The sequence below is a fragment of the Geotoga petraea genome, from assembly GCF_900102615.1.
In the GTDB taxonomy this organism is placed as follows: domain Bacteria; phylum Thermotogota; class Thermotogae; order Petrotogales; family Petrotogaceae; genus Geotoga; species Geotoga petraea.
On sequence record NZ_FMYV01000004.1, the window covers coordinates 82,340 to 99,632 of the forward strand.

At 30.3% G+C, this 17,293-nt stretch carries 19 protein-coding genes; all 19 read left to right on the forward strand.

All coding sequences use genetic code 11. The features are described 5' to 3' along the window. The 19 genes from BLS00_RS05585 (at position 1) to BLS00_RS05675 (ending at position 17,137) form a co-directional block, all read left to right on the forward strand. Positions 1–342 (forward strand): head decoration protein, encoded by a 342-nt coding sequence (locus BLS00_RS05585; RefSeq protein ID WP_091403508.1) that lies wholly within the window; start codon positions 1–3, stop codon positions 340–342. Positions 343–355: 13 nt separating this feature from the next. Further along, positions 356–1,372 carry a major capsid protein gene (locus BLS00_RS05590; protein ID WP_091403510.1) on the forward strand — a complete coding sequence of 339 codons (1,017 nt, stop codon included), beginning with the start codon at positions 356–358 and terminating at the stop codon, positions 1,370–1,372. Positions 1,373–1,420: 48 nt separating this feature from the next. Beyond that, a complete protein-coding gene (locus tag BLS00_RS05595) occupies positions 1,421–1,702 on the forward strand; it encodes a hypothetical protein (protein WP_091403512.1) in 282 nt (93 codons plus the stop codon). Between the two features lies 1 nt (position 1,703). Further along, a complete protein-coding gene (locus BLS00_RS05600) occupies positions 1,704–2,024 on the forward strand; it encodes a hypothetical protein (protein WP_091403515.1) in 321 nt (106 codons plus the stop codon). Beyond that, positions 2,014–2,484, forward strand: a complete 471-nt coding sequence (locus tag BLS00_RS05605) for a hypothetical protein (protein WP_091403517.1) — start codon at positions 2,014–2,016, stop codon at positions 2,482–2,484. Before BLS00_RS05600 ends, BLS00_RS05605 begins: the two co-directional genes overlap by 11 nt. Next, positions 2,477–2,869, forward strand: a complete 393-nt coding sequence (locus tag BLS00_RS05610) for a hypothetical protein (RefSeq protein ID WP_091403519.1) — start codon at positions 2,477–2,479, stop codon at positions 2,867–2,869. Before BLS00_RS05605 ends, BLS00_RS05610 begins: the two co-directional genes overlap by 8 nt. Next, complete coding sequence (locus BLS00_RS05615) at positions 2,866–3,831, forward strand: phage tail tube protein (RefSeq protein ID WP_091403521.1); 966 nt, start codon at positions 2,866–2,868, stop codon at positions 3,829–3,831. The genes BLS00_RS05610 and BLS00_RS05615 overlap by 4 nt, the downstream gene beginning before the upstream one ends. 12 nt (positions 3,832–3,843) lie before the next feature. Beyond that, positions 3,844–4,218 (forward strand): hypothetical protein, encoded by a 375-nt coding sequence (locus tag BLS00_RS05620; RefSeq protein WP_091403522.1) that lies wholly within the window; start codon positions 3,844–3,846, stop codon positions 4,216–4,218. Further along, entirely contained in the window at positions 4,202–4,702 is a 501-nt protein-coding gene (locus BLS00_RS05625) for a hypothetical protein (protein WP_091403524.1), read from the forward strand. Before BLS00_RS05620 ends, BLS00_RS05625 begins: the two co-directional genes overlap by 17 nt. 12 nt (positions 4,703–4,714) lie before the next feature. After that, complete coding sequence (locus tag BLS00_RS05630; protein ID WP_091403527.1) at positions 4,715–8,050, forward strand: phage tail tape measure protein; 3,336 nt, start codon at positions 4,715–4,717, stop codon at positions 8,048–8,050. A gap of 41 nt (positions 8,051–8,091) precedes the next feature. Further along, positions 8,092–8,427 (forward strand): hypothetical protein, encoded by a 336-nt coding sequence (locus tag BLS00_RS05635; protein ID WP_091403529.1) that lies wholly within the window; start codon positions 8,092–8,094, stop codon positions 8,425–8,427. A 41-nt stretch (positions 8,428–8,468) separates the two neighbouring features. Then, complete coding sequence (locus BLS00_RS05640; protein ID WP_091403531.1) at positions 8,469–9,713, forward strand: hypothetical protein; 1,245 nt, start codon at positions 8,469–8,471, stop codon at positions 9,711–9,713. Between the two features lie 47 nt (positions 9,714–9,760). Continuing rightward, on the forward strand, positions 9,761–14,206 hold the full coding sequence (locus BLS00_RS05645; RefSeq protein ID WP_091403532.1) for a methyl-accepting chemotaxis protein: 4,446 nt from the start codon (positions 9,761–9,763) through the stop codon (positions 14,204–14,206). 78 nt (positions 14,207–14,284) lie between these two features. After that, entirely contained in the window at positions 14,285–14,989 is a 705-nt protein-coding gene (locus BLS00_RS05650; RefSeq protein WP_091403534.1) for a hypothetical protein, read from the forward strand. A gap of 60 nt (positions 14,990–15,049) precedes the next feature. Continuing rightward, the gene (locus tag BLS00_RS05655) at positions 15,050–15,379 is read left to right on the forward strand and encodes a hypothetical protein (protein WP_091403535.1); all 330 of its coding nucleotides are present in this window, start codon (positions 15,050–15,052) and stop codon (positions 15,377–15,379) included. A 3-nt stretch (positions 15,380–15,382) separates the two neighbouring features. Beyond that, positions 15,383–15,856 carry a transglycosylase SLT domain-containing protein gene (locus tag BLS00_RS05660; RefSeq protein ID WP_091403537.1) on the forward strand — a complete coding sequence of 158 codons (474 nt, stop codon included), beginning with the start codon at positions 15,383–15,385 and terminating at the stop codon, positions 15,854–15,856. Positions 15,857–15,960: 104 nt separating this feature from the next. Beyond that, the gene (locus tag BLS00_RS05665) at positions 15,961–16,311 is read left to right on the forward strand and encodes a phage holin, LLH family (RefSeq protein ID WP_091403539.1); all 351 of its coding nucleotides are present in this window, start codon (positions 15,961–15,963) and stop codon (positions 16,309–16,311) included. Then, positions 16,308–16,610 (forward strand): hypothetical protein, encoded by a 303-nt coding sequence (locus BLS00_RS05670; RefSeq protein WP_091403541.1) that lies wholly within the window; start codon positions 16,308–16,310, stop codon positions 16,608–16,610. The genes BLS00_RS05665 and BLS00_RS05670 overlap by 4 nt, the downstream gene beginning before the upstream one ends. After that, complete coding sequence (locus tag BLS00_RS05675; RefSeq protein ID WP_091403543.1) at positions 16,607–17,137, forward strand: hypothetical protein; 531 nt, start codon at positions 16,607–16,609, stop codon at positions 17,135–17,137. The genes BLS00_RS05670 and BLS00_RS05675 overlap by 4 nt, the downstream gene beginning before the upstream one ends. The last annotated feature ends 156 nt before the right edge of the window (positions 17,138–17,293 follow it).

The window sequence follows — 17,293 nt, forward strand, 5'->3', positions numbered from 1 at the left end:
ATGTTAAATCAAACTGATTATGGATCAGTAGCAAATTTTTTGGCAAGTGAACATAAGATTGTTTTGGGTGGTACTATTGATTCTTCGTTAATTACAACAACAGATAAGTATCTAGAAGCAGGAACTGTTTTAGGAAAAGTGACAGCTACGGGTAAATTAGCTGTTTATGACGATACTCAAACAGATGGGAGAGAAACAGCTGTGGGAATATTAATGGAACCAGTAGTAGCAGAGGAAGATGTTATGGTTACATATATGGTTCATGGTGCAGTAATAGAAAGTAAATTGACAAGTTATGATGAAGCAGCTAAAACCGATTTACCACACATAATTTTCGTATAAGAGGTGAAGACTTATGAAGAATATCTATAATTTATTAGATTCAAAGAAATTTGTGGATCATGTAATGAACAGACCACAAAGAAATTATTTGGGAGCAGCAATATTTCCTTCTGAACCAACTGATTCATTAAGATTTGAATATCTAAAAGGTGCTAATGCTAACCCAGTAATGGGTAATGTAATAGCGTGGGGTAAAGAAGCTCCTATAAGAGGTAGAGATAATATGGCAACTATCTCTGGTAAAATCAACGCTATCAAATTGAAAATGAATCTTGGTGAGGAAAATATGATCAAATTATTCGAATCAAGAAATTCTGGTAGCAATATACCTCAATCAGTAATAAAGAAATATTTTGATGATGTAATTTACACATATGACGGTGTAGAAAACAAAATAGAATACTTAAGAATGCAAGCTCTTTGTAAAGGTATTCTTGACTATACTAATGATGGTTATCAGATCACCGTTGATTATTTAATGCCAACTGAAAACAAACCAACTGTATCTACATTATGGAGTGATGAAACAAATTCAAATCCAGAAGCAGATATTTTCACATGGATGACTATGATAAAAGAAAATGGCGGATTAGCACCTACAAAAGCTATAACTTCAACAAAAGTATTAAATCACATATTGAACAACGCAAACCTAAGAAAAGCTATTTTAGGAGTTAATTCAGATAGATTATTGACTCAGAAAGATTTAAACGCTTATTTTGGTTCAAAAGGTTATCCTCAAGTTACTACATATGATTTACGAGCCAGAGATTTAGATGGAAATGTAAAAAGGTTCTTTGACGAAGACAAATTTGTTATACTTCCTGGAAATGGGCAAGCTGGTAAAACATTAGTAGCTCCTACAGCTGAATCATTATCAACAACAATGAAAAAAGTTAAAACATTGAAAGGTATTACAGTAACTCAATGGGAAACTAATGATCCAGTTGATTTATGGACAAAGGCAGCAGGTGCTCAAATAGTAACCATGCCTTATGCAGAACAACAAGTTTCAGCAACTGTAATATAAATAATGCCGCCCTTAATGGGCGGTTAATTTTTTAGAGGAGGAAAAAACATGAAATATAAGGTATTAAAGCCAGTTACTTATAAAGGGAAAGTTGTAAATGAAGGAATAATTGAATTAGACAAAAATGAAGTAAGAGATACATTAGTTAAAAGAGGAGTTTTGGAAGAAATAAAAAAAAATGAAAACTCTGATGAAAATAAGTTGACTGTTGAACAGTTAGAAGAAAATACAGTTCCAGAATTAAAAGAAATAGCTGAAAAAAAGAAAGTTGAATTAAAGGCAAAAGATACTAAAGAGGAGATAATCAAAAAAATAAGCGAAGTGATTTAAAATGACAAATCTAGAAAAAATGAAAATAGAATTGAGAGATCAAAATGGAACTATATTTAATGATACTGAGTTAGAATCTTTTTTAATAGATAATTCTCTAAATAAAAATGATGAATATGTATTAGAAAACAAGCCTAAATTAATGCTTTCAGTTAGAGATGCTTTAAGAAGCTTGCTAAGAGATTGGAATGCAGCTCAAACTAAAATATCAGGGGATATGCAAGAAAGCTATAGTAAAGGTGGAATAGTATCAGAAATAGAGAAAATAGAGAGGACATATCTAAATGATTTAATAATTGGAGCGATGGAGTATGAAGATTGAACTTGTAGGTTCTAAAGACATACAAAAAAAGATAAAACAAATGAAGAAAAATGTTGGTCCAGAAAAAAGAAGAATTATGTTTGGTCAGGCAACAAGTTTACTTAAAAATTATCTCCAAAGATTATATGATCAAGAACTTGAAACTTCAAAAATAAAGAATAAATTATTTACTGAACAAAGTAGTGATAATGGAAAATTATATACAGACCAAATTCATGCAACTTTTCTTGAGTATGGAACAAAGCCTCATGATATTTTCCCAAAAAGAAAACAAGCTCTATCTTGGTATGTTGGGCCAAAACCAAAACCTCAAGGTTATATGGGCGATTCAGGCAAATGGGCTGTAGCAAAACATGTAAGACATCCAGGAACGAAAGCAAGACATTTTTTTAAGAGAACTTTAGAAGACAACGAAAATAAAATCCTTGAAATATTTAAAAGAGGGATAGAAGATGTATAACGAATTATTAGATAAAATAAAAAATGATTTATCTGTTATAAAAAACAATGACATTTTAATATTTGACAAAGTAACTAAAGGAGCTACGAAATCGGATGATGATTTGAATGTAGCTTCTATTTTTTTAGCAAATTCAAACCACGGACAGTTAACTTCAAGGAGATATGAAACAGAGCCAACAATTAATTTAGTTTGTATTTTTAATAAAAAAAGAGATGATCTATCTCAAAATGAACTTTTTTTGCAAAGAAAGTATTCAGATATAGAAGTAATAGAAGATTATTTTAAACAAAATTTTGTACTAACAAATACAGAGTTTAGTGAAGATAATAATGGTTTATATGTAATGATAACATTCAAAACAAGTGAGGTGAAAGCAATATGAGTATAGGAACTGGTGCAAAGTCAGCAGTAACTATTGGGGAAGAAACTACTTTTGCTACCGAAGCAGAAGTTAAGTATAAAGTTCCATTTACTTCTGAAAGTCTTAATCATAGTGTAGAAACAAATCAATCAGAAGCATTGTTAGGAAACAGGGCTGTTAAATCTCTTGCTCCTGGAAAAGAAGGAGCTGAAGGTTCTATTGATTTGGAAGCTTATCCTGGTATTATGGGATTTTTGTTTTATTTAGCCCTAGGAAAATCTGTTGCTTATGATTCTAATAGTGATTCTACAGATGATTCAACAAAAATTATTCCTATTGGAATAACAGAGGATCTTCCTTCAGCAACTATAGAAGTAGATCATTCAGGAAATAAAATAAAATACACTGGTATGACAGTTAATTCATTGAGTTTTTCTGGAGCTGTAGGAGATATTCCAACTATGTCTGTAGATTTTACTGGTAAAGAAGAGATTATAGGAGCAGCTACTGTAAGTTCTACTCTCGTAGAACCAGGTGAGGATCCTTATTACTTTAAAGAATTAACTCTTTACAACGACGAATTTACAACCGTTGCTGATTTGTATTCATCTATTGATATAGAGATAAATAACAACATAGATGCAGATGATTATCGTTTAGACGGAACAGGAAAAAGAAAAAGTGTTACTGCTAATAAGTTAGAAGTTACTGGATCAGTAAACATTTATTTTGATTCTTCCGTTCTAACTAATGAATATAGCAAATACAAAAATTTTGAAGATGCTAAGATAGGTATTAAACTAGTAAAAGATACAGGCGAAGAATTACAGATATTTTTACCAAGAATAAAATTCACAGAAATGCCTCATGACATTGGTGGAGCAGATAAGATAAGTCTTAATGCTAATTTTACATCAATAATTCCAGCTTTAGGTGATGTTATTGAAGTTGTAGATAAAACTAACGATACAGGTACATATTAAGGAGGAATAGCAATGGCATTCATAATTGATACTAACAAAACTAAAAAAATATATTTTGATGAAAGAATGGAAGTTTCAGAAAAAGAAACTAAAGATTATGTAGAAATTTTAGCAGAACCAAACATTGAAGTAGTAGAAGATATTAAAAAAGCAATCAAACCAAAAAACTTAAAAATAGCTAGAGATATGTCTATGGAAATGGAAATGTCTAGTCTTGGCCATATACCTTTGGAAATCGTTGCAAAAGTTGTGAAGGGTTGGAGTGAAGATGAACCTTTAAATTTAAACACTTTAAAAACAAAGGTACACTCAAAACTAATAAACAATCTTTGGAATGAGATACTCCACGAATATGGATTAGATCAACAAAATGATATTAAGTTTTAATGGAGTAAAAGTTTTATTCAAAGAAATTGATTTAAAGTCTTTAATGACAATAGAAAATGGAGGAAGGATTTATGAGATCCTTCCTTTTTTAATTTTAGAGTGGAGTATTGATAAAGAAATAAGTTTTAAAAATGTATTGAATTTAAGTCCTGAAGCAGCGGAAAGGATTTATAAAGAATCGAGAAAAGAATATGATTTATTAGAAAATATTGAAGAAAATATGTTATCTGGATGGATAGCAAGTACTATAAAAAAGTCAGGTAATCAAAAAATATCTTTTAGAGGATTTGAAGATAAAGAAATTAAAGTAATTAAAGAATGTTTAAAAATAAAAAATACTCTATTTGATCACAGAGGAAATATGATTAGTTATCCAGAAAGAGGAGGATATTTAGAACAGAATGCAAAATATATGTACTTTTTAAGGATTTATCAAGAACAATTGAAAATACATTATAACAATCTATCAAAAAGAAAAAAATAGGAGGTGGCTGATATGGCTAATGCAGCTACCATGAGTATTATTATAAATGCAAAAGATATGGCTTCAAAAACTATAGCTGGTATAGGTGGTTCTTTGAATAATCTACAAAAAACAGCTAATAGAGTTCAAAGAAGCTTTAATGATTTTAAAAATTCATATAATGAATTAGCAAGAGGTGCAGAAATAGCTTTAGGTGCAATAGGTGCAGCTGGTGGAGCTATATTCATGTTTTCTAAAAATACAGAAAAGGCTATGGCTAATGCTTCAACAATGTTTAATAAGACTGCAAAAGATTTTGAAAAATATTTAGGAAAAGATATATCGAAAATATCAATGCAATATGGTCAAAACTTAGAATCAATGTGGCAAGCAACATATGATTTAGGATCAGCTGGAATTACATTAGAAAATGTCCCTGCAGTATTACAAAAAGTTGCTAAAGCAGCGGTTGCAGGTAATACTGATACATCTACAGCATTTACAGGAGCTATAAAACAGATAAAAGCTTTTGGTTTAGAAATAAAAGACCTTGAAAGAGTTTTCGCTGTACAATTCCAAAGTGTTCAAAAAGGGTTACTCACTTATGAAGAGTTAGCTCAATCAATACCAGAAGTTGCAGCGACAGCTAGAACTCTTGGTGAAAATTGGGTTGATGCAACAGCAACTTTTGCAGAATTAACAAAATATATGCCTGATGCCTCTCAAGCGGCTAATGCTCTATCAAATGTATATAATGAATTGACAGAGAAATCAGAAAGTTTGAAAGAAGCGGGTATTGAATTATATAGAGACGGAAAATTTATTGGTTTTTCAAAAGTTTTAAGACAAATAACTTCTCAGATTGATGGAAAAACAAATGAAGAAGTTGCACAGTTTTTCAATTCATTGGGTTTATCAGAAGAAGCTGGGAATGCTGTAAAAAGTTTAGTAAATAACTATGAAAGCTTGCAAAACACATTAAGCAGCACAACTGATGATGTTTCAGCTTTAAATGAAATGTTTGAAAAGCAAACAAGTACAGCAGAGTGGCAGTTTAGAAAATTAGTTGTTGTTTTAGACAACCTTAAGCAAACAATATACAGTGCTTTTAAAGATACATTAGGAAAATGGATTCAAAAAGCAGCTGTTTGGGTTCAAGGCCTTACGAGATGGATTGAAGAAAATAAAGACCAGTTTGTTGAATTAATAAGTGCTGTTGTAAGGCTTTTAGGAGTTATTATCGGATTCAATATCGCATTAAATATATTTAGCAAGTTAGGTTCAGTATTATCTGCTCTTACTAATCCTTTCACTTGGATATTGGGAGCAATTGCAGCAGTTTTCACAATGCTTGAAGATCAACAAAAGGAAGCTATATTTGAATGGATAGGCAAAGCTATAGACAATATAATTTCTTATGTAAAAGAGCTATTCTCATTATTGTCTAACGATGGATTTATGGCTGTATTACAAAAGATATTTAAAGATATTGGCAGTTTGTTTGGAAATATAGGCAACTTTACTATTGGGATAGCTGTTGAAGTTGTTAAATGGCTTGGAGACAAAATACCAGAATGGATAAATAAAGGTAAACAAGCTATTGATATGCTCATAGCTAAGGTTGATGAAAGTGGATTACCTCAATGGGCTAAGAATGTTTTAAAAGGAGCTTTAAATACAGCAAAATTAGCTTTAGAGTTAGCTGGTGATGCTTATGATTGGCTTTCTGGAATAATTGGTGCAACTAAAGAAATGTTTTTAAATATAAAAAATGGTGAAGATAGTCCCTTAAGTGCAGTATTAAAATGGTTATCTTCAATTGTAGATACAACTGTAAAATTTGGAATAAATATATTATCTGATGTTTTGGGTTGGCTTTATGGATTATTTGGGGCTGATTCAGAAGCAGTAGAAAATTTTAAAATAAATTTAGAAGGTACTGCATGGGAATGGTATGAAAAAATGAAAGAGTGGGAAGATAATGCAATACAGATTACATTAGACTTGTTGATGGGAAAAAATGAATTTGAAGATGGAACTTTATTTAATATAGGGCCATTCGGTGAAGAAAAGAAAAATGATGGTTGGTTAAAATATCTCATTCCATCACCAGAGATTTTTTTACCAGGTGGTTATAAAGGTGGACAATTTGATGTTGGTGGATATACAGGAGACGGGGGAAAATATCAACCTGCTGGGATAGTTCATGCGGGGGAATATGTTATTCCGCAGTGGCTTGTTAAAAAAGCTCCTGGACTTGTTGGAACGATTGAAAATGTCAGAAAACAAGGATACGCAAATGGTGGAGCTGTTGGATTTTTACCTGGTTATTTTGATGGTGGAGATGTTGTTGAATTATTAAAAAAATACTTCATAGGTGGGGAAGAAGATAGTGGAGTTAGTAAAGATATAAATACAACCACAGACACAGTTGGATATATATTTGATTTTGTTAAGAATTACATACCAGAGCAAGAAGAGGAGTTATCAGTTATTCAGCAAGCAGTGAATGAAATGCTTGGAATCCAAAAATCAGATGAAGAAAAACCAGAAAAAAGTAATGTAGAAAAAACCATAGATAAGTTATATACATTCTTTCCAGAAATGAAGCAGTATTACGATAAAGATAAAGGTGAAGCAGGTAATTTAGGTAAAATATTCTCTTTGGGTATGGCAGGGCAAGGGAGTATGAAAGATAACTTCCTTGGAGGTTTTGCTGGTTTATTTAAAGATTTAATAGGTCCTCTTGGAGAAGCTGTTGCAATGCTTTCAAATGTTCAAGCTCTTTTAAATCCAATAACAACAATTGTAGAAGGAATGATGACAATATTAGGGCCATTGATAAACAATGCTCTTATGCCTTTTGTCAATATACTTACAAATCTTGGTAAAATGCTTGGTACTTTATTAGTTCCTTTGTTAAATCCACTTTTAGCAGGATTGCAGATACTAGGTAATGTTTTAACTTGGGTATATAACAAAGTTTTAGTACCAATTGGAAAGGGAATGTATATAGTGTTTGCTTCAATAGCTTCTGGGTTTAATTGGGTATATAACGTCGTTTCAGACATAATAAAAGGCTTAACTTTTGGAGCTATAAACATGGGTAAAAGAGCAGTAAAATCAATGGATCAAATCATAAAAGAAGCAGGAGAAAAATTCCAGGAAATTGATATCAAAAAACAAGACGAATATAACACAGAATATAAGAGTTCAGTTACTAGCTCTGGCCCAGAAAATGTTTATAATACTTTTAATATAAATGCTAATGATAGTTTTATTCAAGATAGTCAAGAAAAATTCAAAACTTTAATATTCAAACTAATAAAAGAATATGAAAAAGAATCAGGTTTAAAATTTGCAACTTAATAACGAAGCCCTTCGGGGCTTCTTTTTATGGAGGTATTTATATGATTGCAAGTACAGAGAAACCTAAACAAATAATAATTTTAAATAGTAAAGATGATATAAAAAATGGAAAGGTGAAAGTTAAGTTTGCTTTTAGATATTCAATAATTGAAACAACAACAGAGCAAGCAACTTTCAATGAAGAAACAGGAGAAGAAGTAACTAATCAAGTGCTAGCATGGGAATATAAAGAATATATTTCTGAACAAGAATTTGATTTATTTTTAAAATCATCAATTCCAGATATATTAAAAAGTTTATACACAGAAATCAGCCCTAGGCTAGAAAGTTTAGGTGATTATGCAGATGTTGAATTACCTCGAGAGTTCGATATTTAATGCGTATAATTTGTATTATACGAAGCAAAGGAGTGAATTAAATGGCTTTAATAAAAGAAGATTATGGCTTAATATACAACGATGATGGTAGTTTATGTGTAACTGTTAGAGAAGATGATGTACCTTTTGAAGGAGTAAAATCTTATGCGATTGAGGAAAGTACAGAGAATTTAGTACCATCAAATCTTGCAAATTTTGAGGATTTGAATTGGGGATCTGTAAGTATAATATCCAGGGAAATTATAGAAGGTGGAGGATACAATGGTAGAAATGCTGTAAAAATTGTAAAAGATGACACTCAAATTAATTTTCAAATTTACGATACAAATATTACAAGTAATATTAAAAATAATATACAAGTTGGAGATAGAATTTCTTATCAAATTAAGTATAAAATAATAGATCCTGGGTCTGGTGGTACTTTTAATTTTAGAACATGGGGGTTTTCTACGACATATCCTATAAATGATATAGACATTGGTAATGGTTGGAAGTTAAGATATGGAACAAGCCCTGAATGGACAGATACTTCAGATATTACAGGATCTGTTGGTATTTCAGAAATGCCACCGAATAGTACAATTTTATTTTGTGATTTTCAAATTGAAATTAAGCCATATCCAACCTCTTTTGTTGATGGGAGTAGAGCAAAAGGGAAATTATATTTTTCTTCAGAAAAATTAAACACAAAAAATTATACATTGGATGATGGCTCAAAGGTTAATTTATTTAATAATCATGTTGTGTCATTTTGGTTTAAAGTTCCAAAAGTTCAAGATGAAGAAATAATCTCAGAAACTTATACTTGGGATTTTATTCAACAAATAATAGGAAACGACCATGATGTATTGACGGGTTCGCACAGAAGAAGGCAATGGGCGATTATAATCTCAAGACAAGATGGGGATTTAGGTATTTCAGCACCTTATTTAGGTTTTAGCCATTATGTTAATGTTTTAGATACGGTTGGAAATTATGAAGATAAGTGGCATCATATAGTTTTTATCTTTGATGTAATAAATGAAAGTTCAACTGAAATATATAGAGAACACAAAGTTTATTATGACGGAATTTTAAAAAGAGATGTATTTGCTAATTTATATGTTTCTGGTAGCCCATCAATAAACGATGATATATGGTTTAATGAAGATTATAGAAATCGTTCGAATTTAATCTCAAACCTTTTCATCGGCAAATATAAAGATGAGCAAGGAAATGTAATATGGACAGATGAATATATACAAGAAGTGTACGAAGCGAAGAAACCATTCAATACTAATTTATGAGTGCGTATAAGACTGATTATACGCATTTTTTTAATTGAGGTGATAATATGTTTCCTCCTATAAGCTATGATAATAGTTTTTTAGAATATATACGAAAACCAACACGAAATAAAAAAATAAAAGTGTTAGCTAAAATAGATGGTACAAACTTTTATGACATAAGTGAATACGTACAAAAAATAACAACAAACAACAAAATAGAATTGCTTGAAGATCCAGCAATAGACAACGCCAAGATAACAGTTGCCAACAAAAATAATATGTTCACTAAAACACAATTCAATGATGTTTTTGATCCAAGTGTGGGTAAGTTTAATGGCACTGTTGAGCAGAATTATCTTAACAAAGAATGGGAAATAAAAATATATGTAGAAATTAGTAATGAAGATGCAAATAAAATAGCAATTCCTCTTTTTACTGGAATAAAACCCGTTGGAGGGATAACAGAAAAACATAAAAAAGCAGAGATTGTTGTTAAAGATATTCTGCACTATGCGATTAATAAAGAGCTTACATATCCTTTGTTATATCCAAATTACACACCAAATAATATAATTTCAGACTTATTAACAAGAGCAGGAATAGCAGTAGAAAATCAAGACTTTCAATCTCTTACAACACCTTTCGAAGTTTATATAACCGAAGAAAACACTACTGTATGGAGAAATATTCTCAAAATAATAAAAGGTACACAGGCAAGATTTTCGGTAACTCCAGAAGGAAAAGTAATATACAGAACTAAGATAGAAAACTTTTATGACCCAGATATTGCTCTATCAATAGATGCAGATAAAATTCAAGAATATGAGCTTCTTGGAGACCAAAAATACAACAAAATAAAAGTAGAATCAGAGGGCTATAAAATAGATACATATATATCTAAAATAATCAATGTAGAACTTCAAGATGATGAGAATAGAACTATAAAAAAAGGAGAAATAGAAACATTTGACTTTGAATATAAATCAGATTTTGCAAAAGATGTAGCAAATACTGTGTTCATAAGTTATTCAAGTCCTAATACTGAAGGTATAGCTTATGACAGTGCTTTTTCTCTTAACGATTCAGACAGCAATATAAAGATCAACAAATTTGATATAAGACCAGATAAATTAATCTTAGAAATAGAAAACTTAAATACAAGCATAGATATACTCATTGATGCTCTTAAATTAGACGGTAGACAAATAAATAAAGTGTCATTAGAAAATCTCGTGAAAGTAAATAATACAGGCTTCCCAGACAAGGAATACGCTATAAAATCATTCTATAGTACTAAAGCAATGCTTTCAAATATTGCAGATGTAGCTGAGAATTTGATATCAAAAGATATAGTTTTTGAGTTGTCTCTAAATGAGTTTTATCCAGAGCTTTATGCTGGTAATTTGATTAATCTTACATTACCAGAAAAAGGAATTTCAAACGGTACATTCATAGTCAATTCAGTTACTCATAAGATAGAAGGATCTACATATAAAACAAACATTACAATAACAGAATACAAAGACGTAGTTTTTAATATAAATGACAAAGAATATGAAAAAATAAATACAGGAGCAGCTCCAGGAACAGGAGATCAAATTGATTTCATTCAAGGAGAAGTGGAAGAACTAAAAGGTGATGTAGAAGATCAGAAACAAAAGACCGATTTTCTTGATAGTAATGCACCAGCAAAACCAACCAATTTCTCTCTTCAAACACAATTCTTGAATAAACGCTCAGTTATAAAAATGAGTTGTGATGAAAATACAGAAACAGACCTTATTGGTTATGAATTTCAGTGGAGCTACGACCAGATTAATTGGAATTCTATACAATCAAAAGACAATCTAGCTCAAGCAGAAGTACAAGGTAATATAACAGTTTATGCAAGAGTTAGAGCTTTAGATGCAGAAGGGAATGCTTCGCTGTTTACTAATATTTTGAGTGTAACAACAGCAAAAGATTCAACTGCTCCTGCAACTCCAACAGGGATATCAGTAACCCCAAATTATGCAGGCGTAGTTTTCAAGCTTATACAAAACACAGAAGAAGATTTCAAAGAATATAAACTAACTATCAACACTGTAGAGTATGTATTTTCGAACAACTATATAGTGATAAGCGGGCTTCAACCAGAGACAACTTATAATTATTCTATTGTTGCTATAGACTATTCAGAAAACGAGTCCACTGCTGCAACTGGGAGTTTTACTACAGAAAGAAAAGCTGCTTCAGAAGAAGCTATTGATAACATAAACGGAAATATAACAAATATAAACACAGATATAAATACTATTAATTCAGATATTACAAGTTTAAATACTAATGTTTCCAATATAAATACAGATATAGATACAATACAAGTAAATATAAATGGAATGAATACTGATATAACAAACATAAACGAAAATATAACTAGTATAGAAACAACTCAAGGACAAATACAAACAACAGTTTCAAATCATGGTACAAGGTTAGATACAGCTGAAACGGATATAACTACAAACGCATCTCAAATTACACAAAATGCAGATGAAATATCAAGTTTAGTTACAAAAACTGGAGTTAATGATTTAGGAGAGACTGAAACATTAAGCTCTAAAATAAGCCAAAATGCAACATCAATAACTTCTGCAGTATCTAGAATAGATACAGCTGAAAATGATATATCAAACAATAACAATGCAATTTCAACTAATGCGACCCAGATAACTCAAAATGCTGATAATATTACTCAATTAGTAACTAAGACTGGAATTAATAATCTTGGTGAAACAGAGACTTTAATTTCAGAAATAACTCAAAATGCTGACAATATAACATCTATGGTTGGAATATTAAATTCAACTCCAGGAGCAACAAATCAATATACAGCTATAAAACAAAACGCAGACAGTATAACTACAGCTGTTTCAAGAATTGATACAAATGAAACGGACATATCTTCTAATTCATCATTGATTACTCAAAATGCAACTTCAATAAGTTCGACAGTTCAAAGATTAAATGATGTAGACGGTAATGGTACAAGCATGGAAAACAGCATCTCTGCTATAGTTCAAAATGCGGATGAAATATCAAGCACAGTGGAAGGAATAAAATATAAATATGCTCTAAGTGTACCAGAAGGAGCTATTGCTTACTGGTCTGATAGTTTATTTGACAAAATAAACGGATTAACTCCAGAGGGTTACACAGAAACTTGGCAACCTTATGAAAAAACACTTTCAACCATCGCACAGCACTCAGATGAAATATCTCAGAGAATAGTTGCAAAGGACATGGATACAGGCGAAGTGCTTAGAAATACGGAATTATTGATAAGTGATGGAAAAATACAAGTGATTGCTTCCATGTTTGAAGTCTTAGGTGATGCTATAGTAAATGGAACTATTTCAGCAGATAAGCTATCTTCTCTTATTTTAGAGGCTGGAAAGTATATCCAAGTTGGAGATAGTAATAATGGGTATAAATTAGATGGTACGACAGGATTAAGTAGATTGATAGGTGGTCAAGAGAAGAAAATACCTTCAATTTTACAAAGGGATATAGTAAGTTTTGATTCTAACGAGACACAAAAAGCTATCACCTTAAATCCTAATGCTTCATCAGAAAATTCTTATAATGTAATTTTAAATGCAGTGAATTTTAAATACTGGGATGAAAATTTTCAAACTCAACAAAAAAGATATTTAACTCAACATGTTTCTAATAAAAACGCTTCTGGTTTTGTTATTAATGCTTATACTGTAATTTCAAATACTAATATAAAAAGAAGTGACTCTGTTACTATTTCATCAGACAGTACATTTACTTTAGTTTCTAATTTACTTAATATACTAAAAGCAAGAGTTGTATATTCTAATCTAGAATTTTTATATGATTATGGAACAGCGACTTCAACTACAATAACAATAAGCAGAAGTTCGAGTGTTAATTCAACAACTTTTGTAACCACTCAGAATATAACAGTTAATTTTGGAAATGGTGGTTCAATAACTAAATCTAAATCTATAAATCCTAGTGTTGACTATTTATGGGAGCAAAAATTAGTAAGTCTTAACACTTATCCGTTGGATACTGGTAAAATAAATTTAGGAACTTTTACAGGAAACGAGTCAGTAAAGCAAATAAGTATAGACTATGGTTATTTATCTAACTATAATTCTTCATCTCATACTCAAGATGATTATATAATATCTTTTGATTCAAATCTTCAAGGTACAATTGAAGTGAAAGTAAAAACAGAAAATTATAATGGTTACGAAGCAGATTTATATGCATATATTTATAAAAATTCAAGTTTAATCAAAACAGTTCTTATAAAATCTCTTGATTTTGAGCCAGATATAGTGACAAACCACCCTTTTGATGTTTATTCAGTAGATTATACAAAAGAAACTAAAACAGCTCAAAATCCATCATATACAGCAGATTTAACAGATATATGGACTGGAGCTACAAAACAATCTGCTGAAGCAGATATCGAATATGTAGTAATAGGTTATTAATTAATCAAGTGATTGATTTATTAACGTGAAATTCTGATACAATATTGATGAATATTTAATAAAGCGAGGGTGATTATATTGAAAAAAATTATTTTTATTGGGTTAGTTGTTGTTTTATTGTTGTTATTATTAAGTTGTACAACTCAGAAAAATTTCGAGAATTCAAAAATAAAAAGCATTGAAACAATTGAAGAAAATACAGGAGTCAGGCTTAAAATTATCTTTGATTCTGATTATCCTGTTCCAACTGATGATGTAAAGATGCTTATAAGAAAAAATGGTTGGACCAAAACTTTTATTGGTAACGCGAACTCTGATAATACAGAATATACTTTTGAGGCTACTAACATTAACCCTGGAACACAATTTAATAGGAAAATATTTATTGAAGATAAAATTATATATGGTGATAGCTTAGGTGAATTTGAAACAAAAGTGACTTCTGATTCAACGCCACCAATTATAGTTGAGAATAATTACAGTTTAGAAGAAACAGGAGATATGGCATCACCTTTAACTCTTGAAATTGACGAAAAGCCATCAGGAGTAAAAGAAGCATTGATAAAATTAACAAGAATAGATGAATATGGAAAATTTGAAGAGCCAAGAACTATATACTTAGAAAATGAATTAATGACATTTGAATGGAGTACAAATAAATCGATGAGCTATTTTTTAACTGATCCAACTCCGCCAAGCACATGGAACTACTATATAAAAATAATTGACAATTCTGGGAATACAACAATAACAGATATAGGAACTTTAACTCATACAAATTAAAAACAAATCAATCAAGAAGCCTTAACGGGCTTCTTTTTTTATAGTAAAGGTGGGATATTGATGCAGGAATGTAAGTACGAAAACACAATAAAGGAGTTGCAAATGAAAGATACAGAACAACGCATTATTCAACAACATCAAAACGAAAGATTAGATAAGTTAGACAAAAAATTAGACAAAATTGACAACAAATTTGATACTTTTATTGAGCAAATAAAAAATGGATACATCCCTCGCAGGACTATAGAAACTCTGAAGCAAGAAGACGAATTAATGGAAAAGATTGTAGGTGACATTATTTATAAAAAAATTGGTAAATGGGTTATGGCATTAATAGGAACAAACATTTTAACCCTGATTTTCTTTTTAATTGAAATGTTTGGAGGTTAAATAATGATTGACAAAGAGATATTTAAACTATGTAAAAAATTTGGAAGTGAATATGATGTAGATCCATATCTTATTTTTGGAATCATAAAAACTGAATCCGCTGGGAACGAATATGCAGACTCTGGATATGCAAGAGGATTAATGCAAATGAGTCGCATTGCTTTAAAAGATATTCAAAAAGATTTATTACACAAGTACAAATATTCAGATTTATTTAAGCCTGAGATTAATGTTGAGGTTGGAACTATATTTTTGAAAAAAATGATAACTTATTGGAAAAAGAAATACGATGAAAATTATTTGTCAATTTCACTTGCAATTTTAAGTTATGCTTGGGGGATTACAAATTCAATAAAATGGTTAAAAAGTGTAGCAGATAACTCTCAAATTGACGAGTCAATACCCGAAAAAAAGAAATATTACAACGAAAATGTTATGTTTTGGATGTCTTTTGCGAGAGAACGTTTTAACGCTTGATACACACTTTTATGTTCTCTGTAGATAGATTAATCGAAAAAATATAAAAAATTCTAAAATAAAAGGCTGATAAAGAGGTATTAAATTGAAAAGGAGTGATTTTTATGGGAATGTTCCAGGAAATAATTTCCACTGTAATTTTAGGTTTAATTTTCTATTTTGGTAACATGTTTCTTCAAAAATTTGGTAACTTGAAAGAAGATGAAAGCAAAAATCAAAAATGGCAAGAAATAATTAATGTAATTAATGATATTGTTCTTGCTGTAGAAGAATCTTCAAAATTTAGAAAAATGACTTCTGAAGAAAAAAGAGAATATGCTTATAGGCAGGTTGCAAAATATGCAAATGAGTTAGGGATTTCTGTTGATGAAGAATTTATAAAAAATCTTATAGATGCAAATGTTAAAAAGATGAGAGACGAAGGCAAAGAATACAAAAAGGAGGCTAATGTATGAGTTTTGAGATGACATTAGAAAAATGGATATTGGTTATTGCAGCAGTTCTTGCTTTAGGTACTGGAATGTTTGTTTACCAATATGAGGAACAAGATCCAGCTATAGTAAATGAATATCAAGAAGAAATAACAGATGATGTTGAGATTAAAGATATTATTGTAGATGTTTCTCCAGGTGCTACAGAAAAAGAAGTTAGAAGTTGGATAAAAGAAAATTATCCAGATTATGAGATTATTGAAATTGCTTATTATGAAGAACAGAACAGATACCTTGTAAGAATAAAGGAGGTTTCTAAATGATTGCTCAAGCTACAGAGTTAAAACCAGGTGATTTATTACTTTTGAAACAAGAAAAGAGTATTGTTCACGCTTACCTTAGAGAACATTATGGAACAATTGTAGAAAATATAGCAACCGCGGTTACAGGCCAGCAATATCTACATGTAGAATTATATTTAGGTGAAGGTTGGATTATTTCTGCTACTGTAAATGGTGTTAAATTATCTAAATATCCTGTTAGAACTATTATAGATAATTTTGATATTTTTAGACCTAAATTTGATATAGATGAAGATTTATTGGTATCATTAGTTGATGAATATCATAATAAACCTTACGATTTTACTTCACTTTATTTGAATATAATTAAAGAGATTACTAAGATATTTGGTGTAGATTTTGAATTTCCTTATGATACTAAGTTTATGCTAATATGTTCGGAAATGGTATCAAGAATCTATGAATCTCTTGGAGTATCATTCCATGATAAGTCTGAATATGTAACACCTCAAGAAATAGTTGATTCAGGATTATTTTATAGAATATAGATAAATAAAGACTTTATTTAAGTATTCGGATTAATAACCTTTTATCAATAAAGCTGGTAGTCCCGTGGGGCTACCAGAGATAATAACCTAAAGTGACCTTTAATTCGGTAACTTTGGGTTATTTTTTATTTCATCTTTATCTCATATAATCCACTC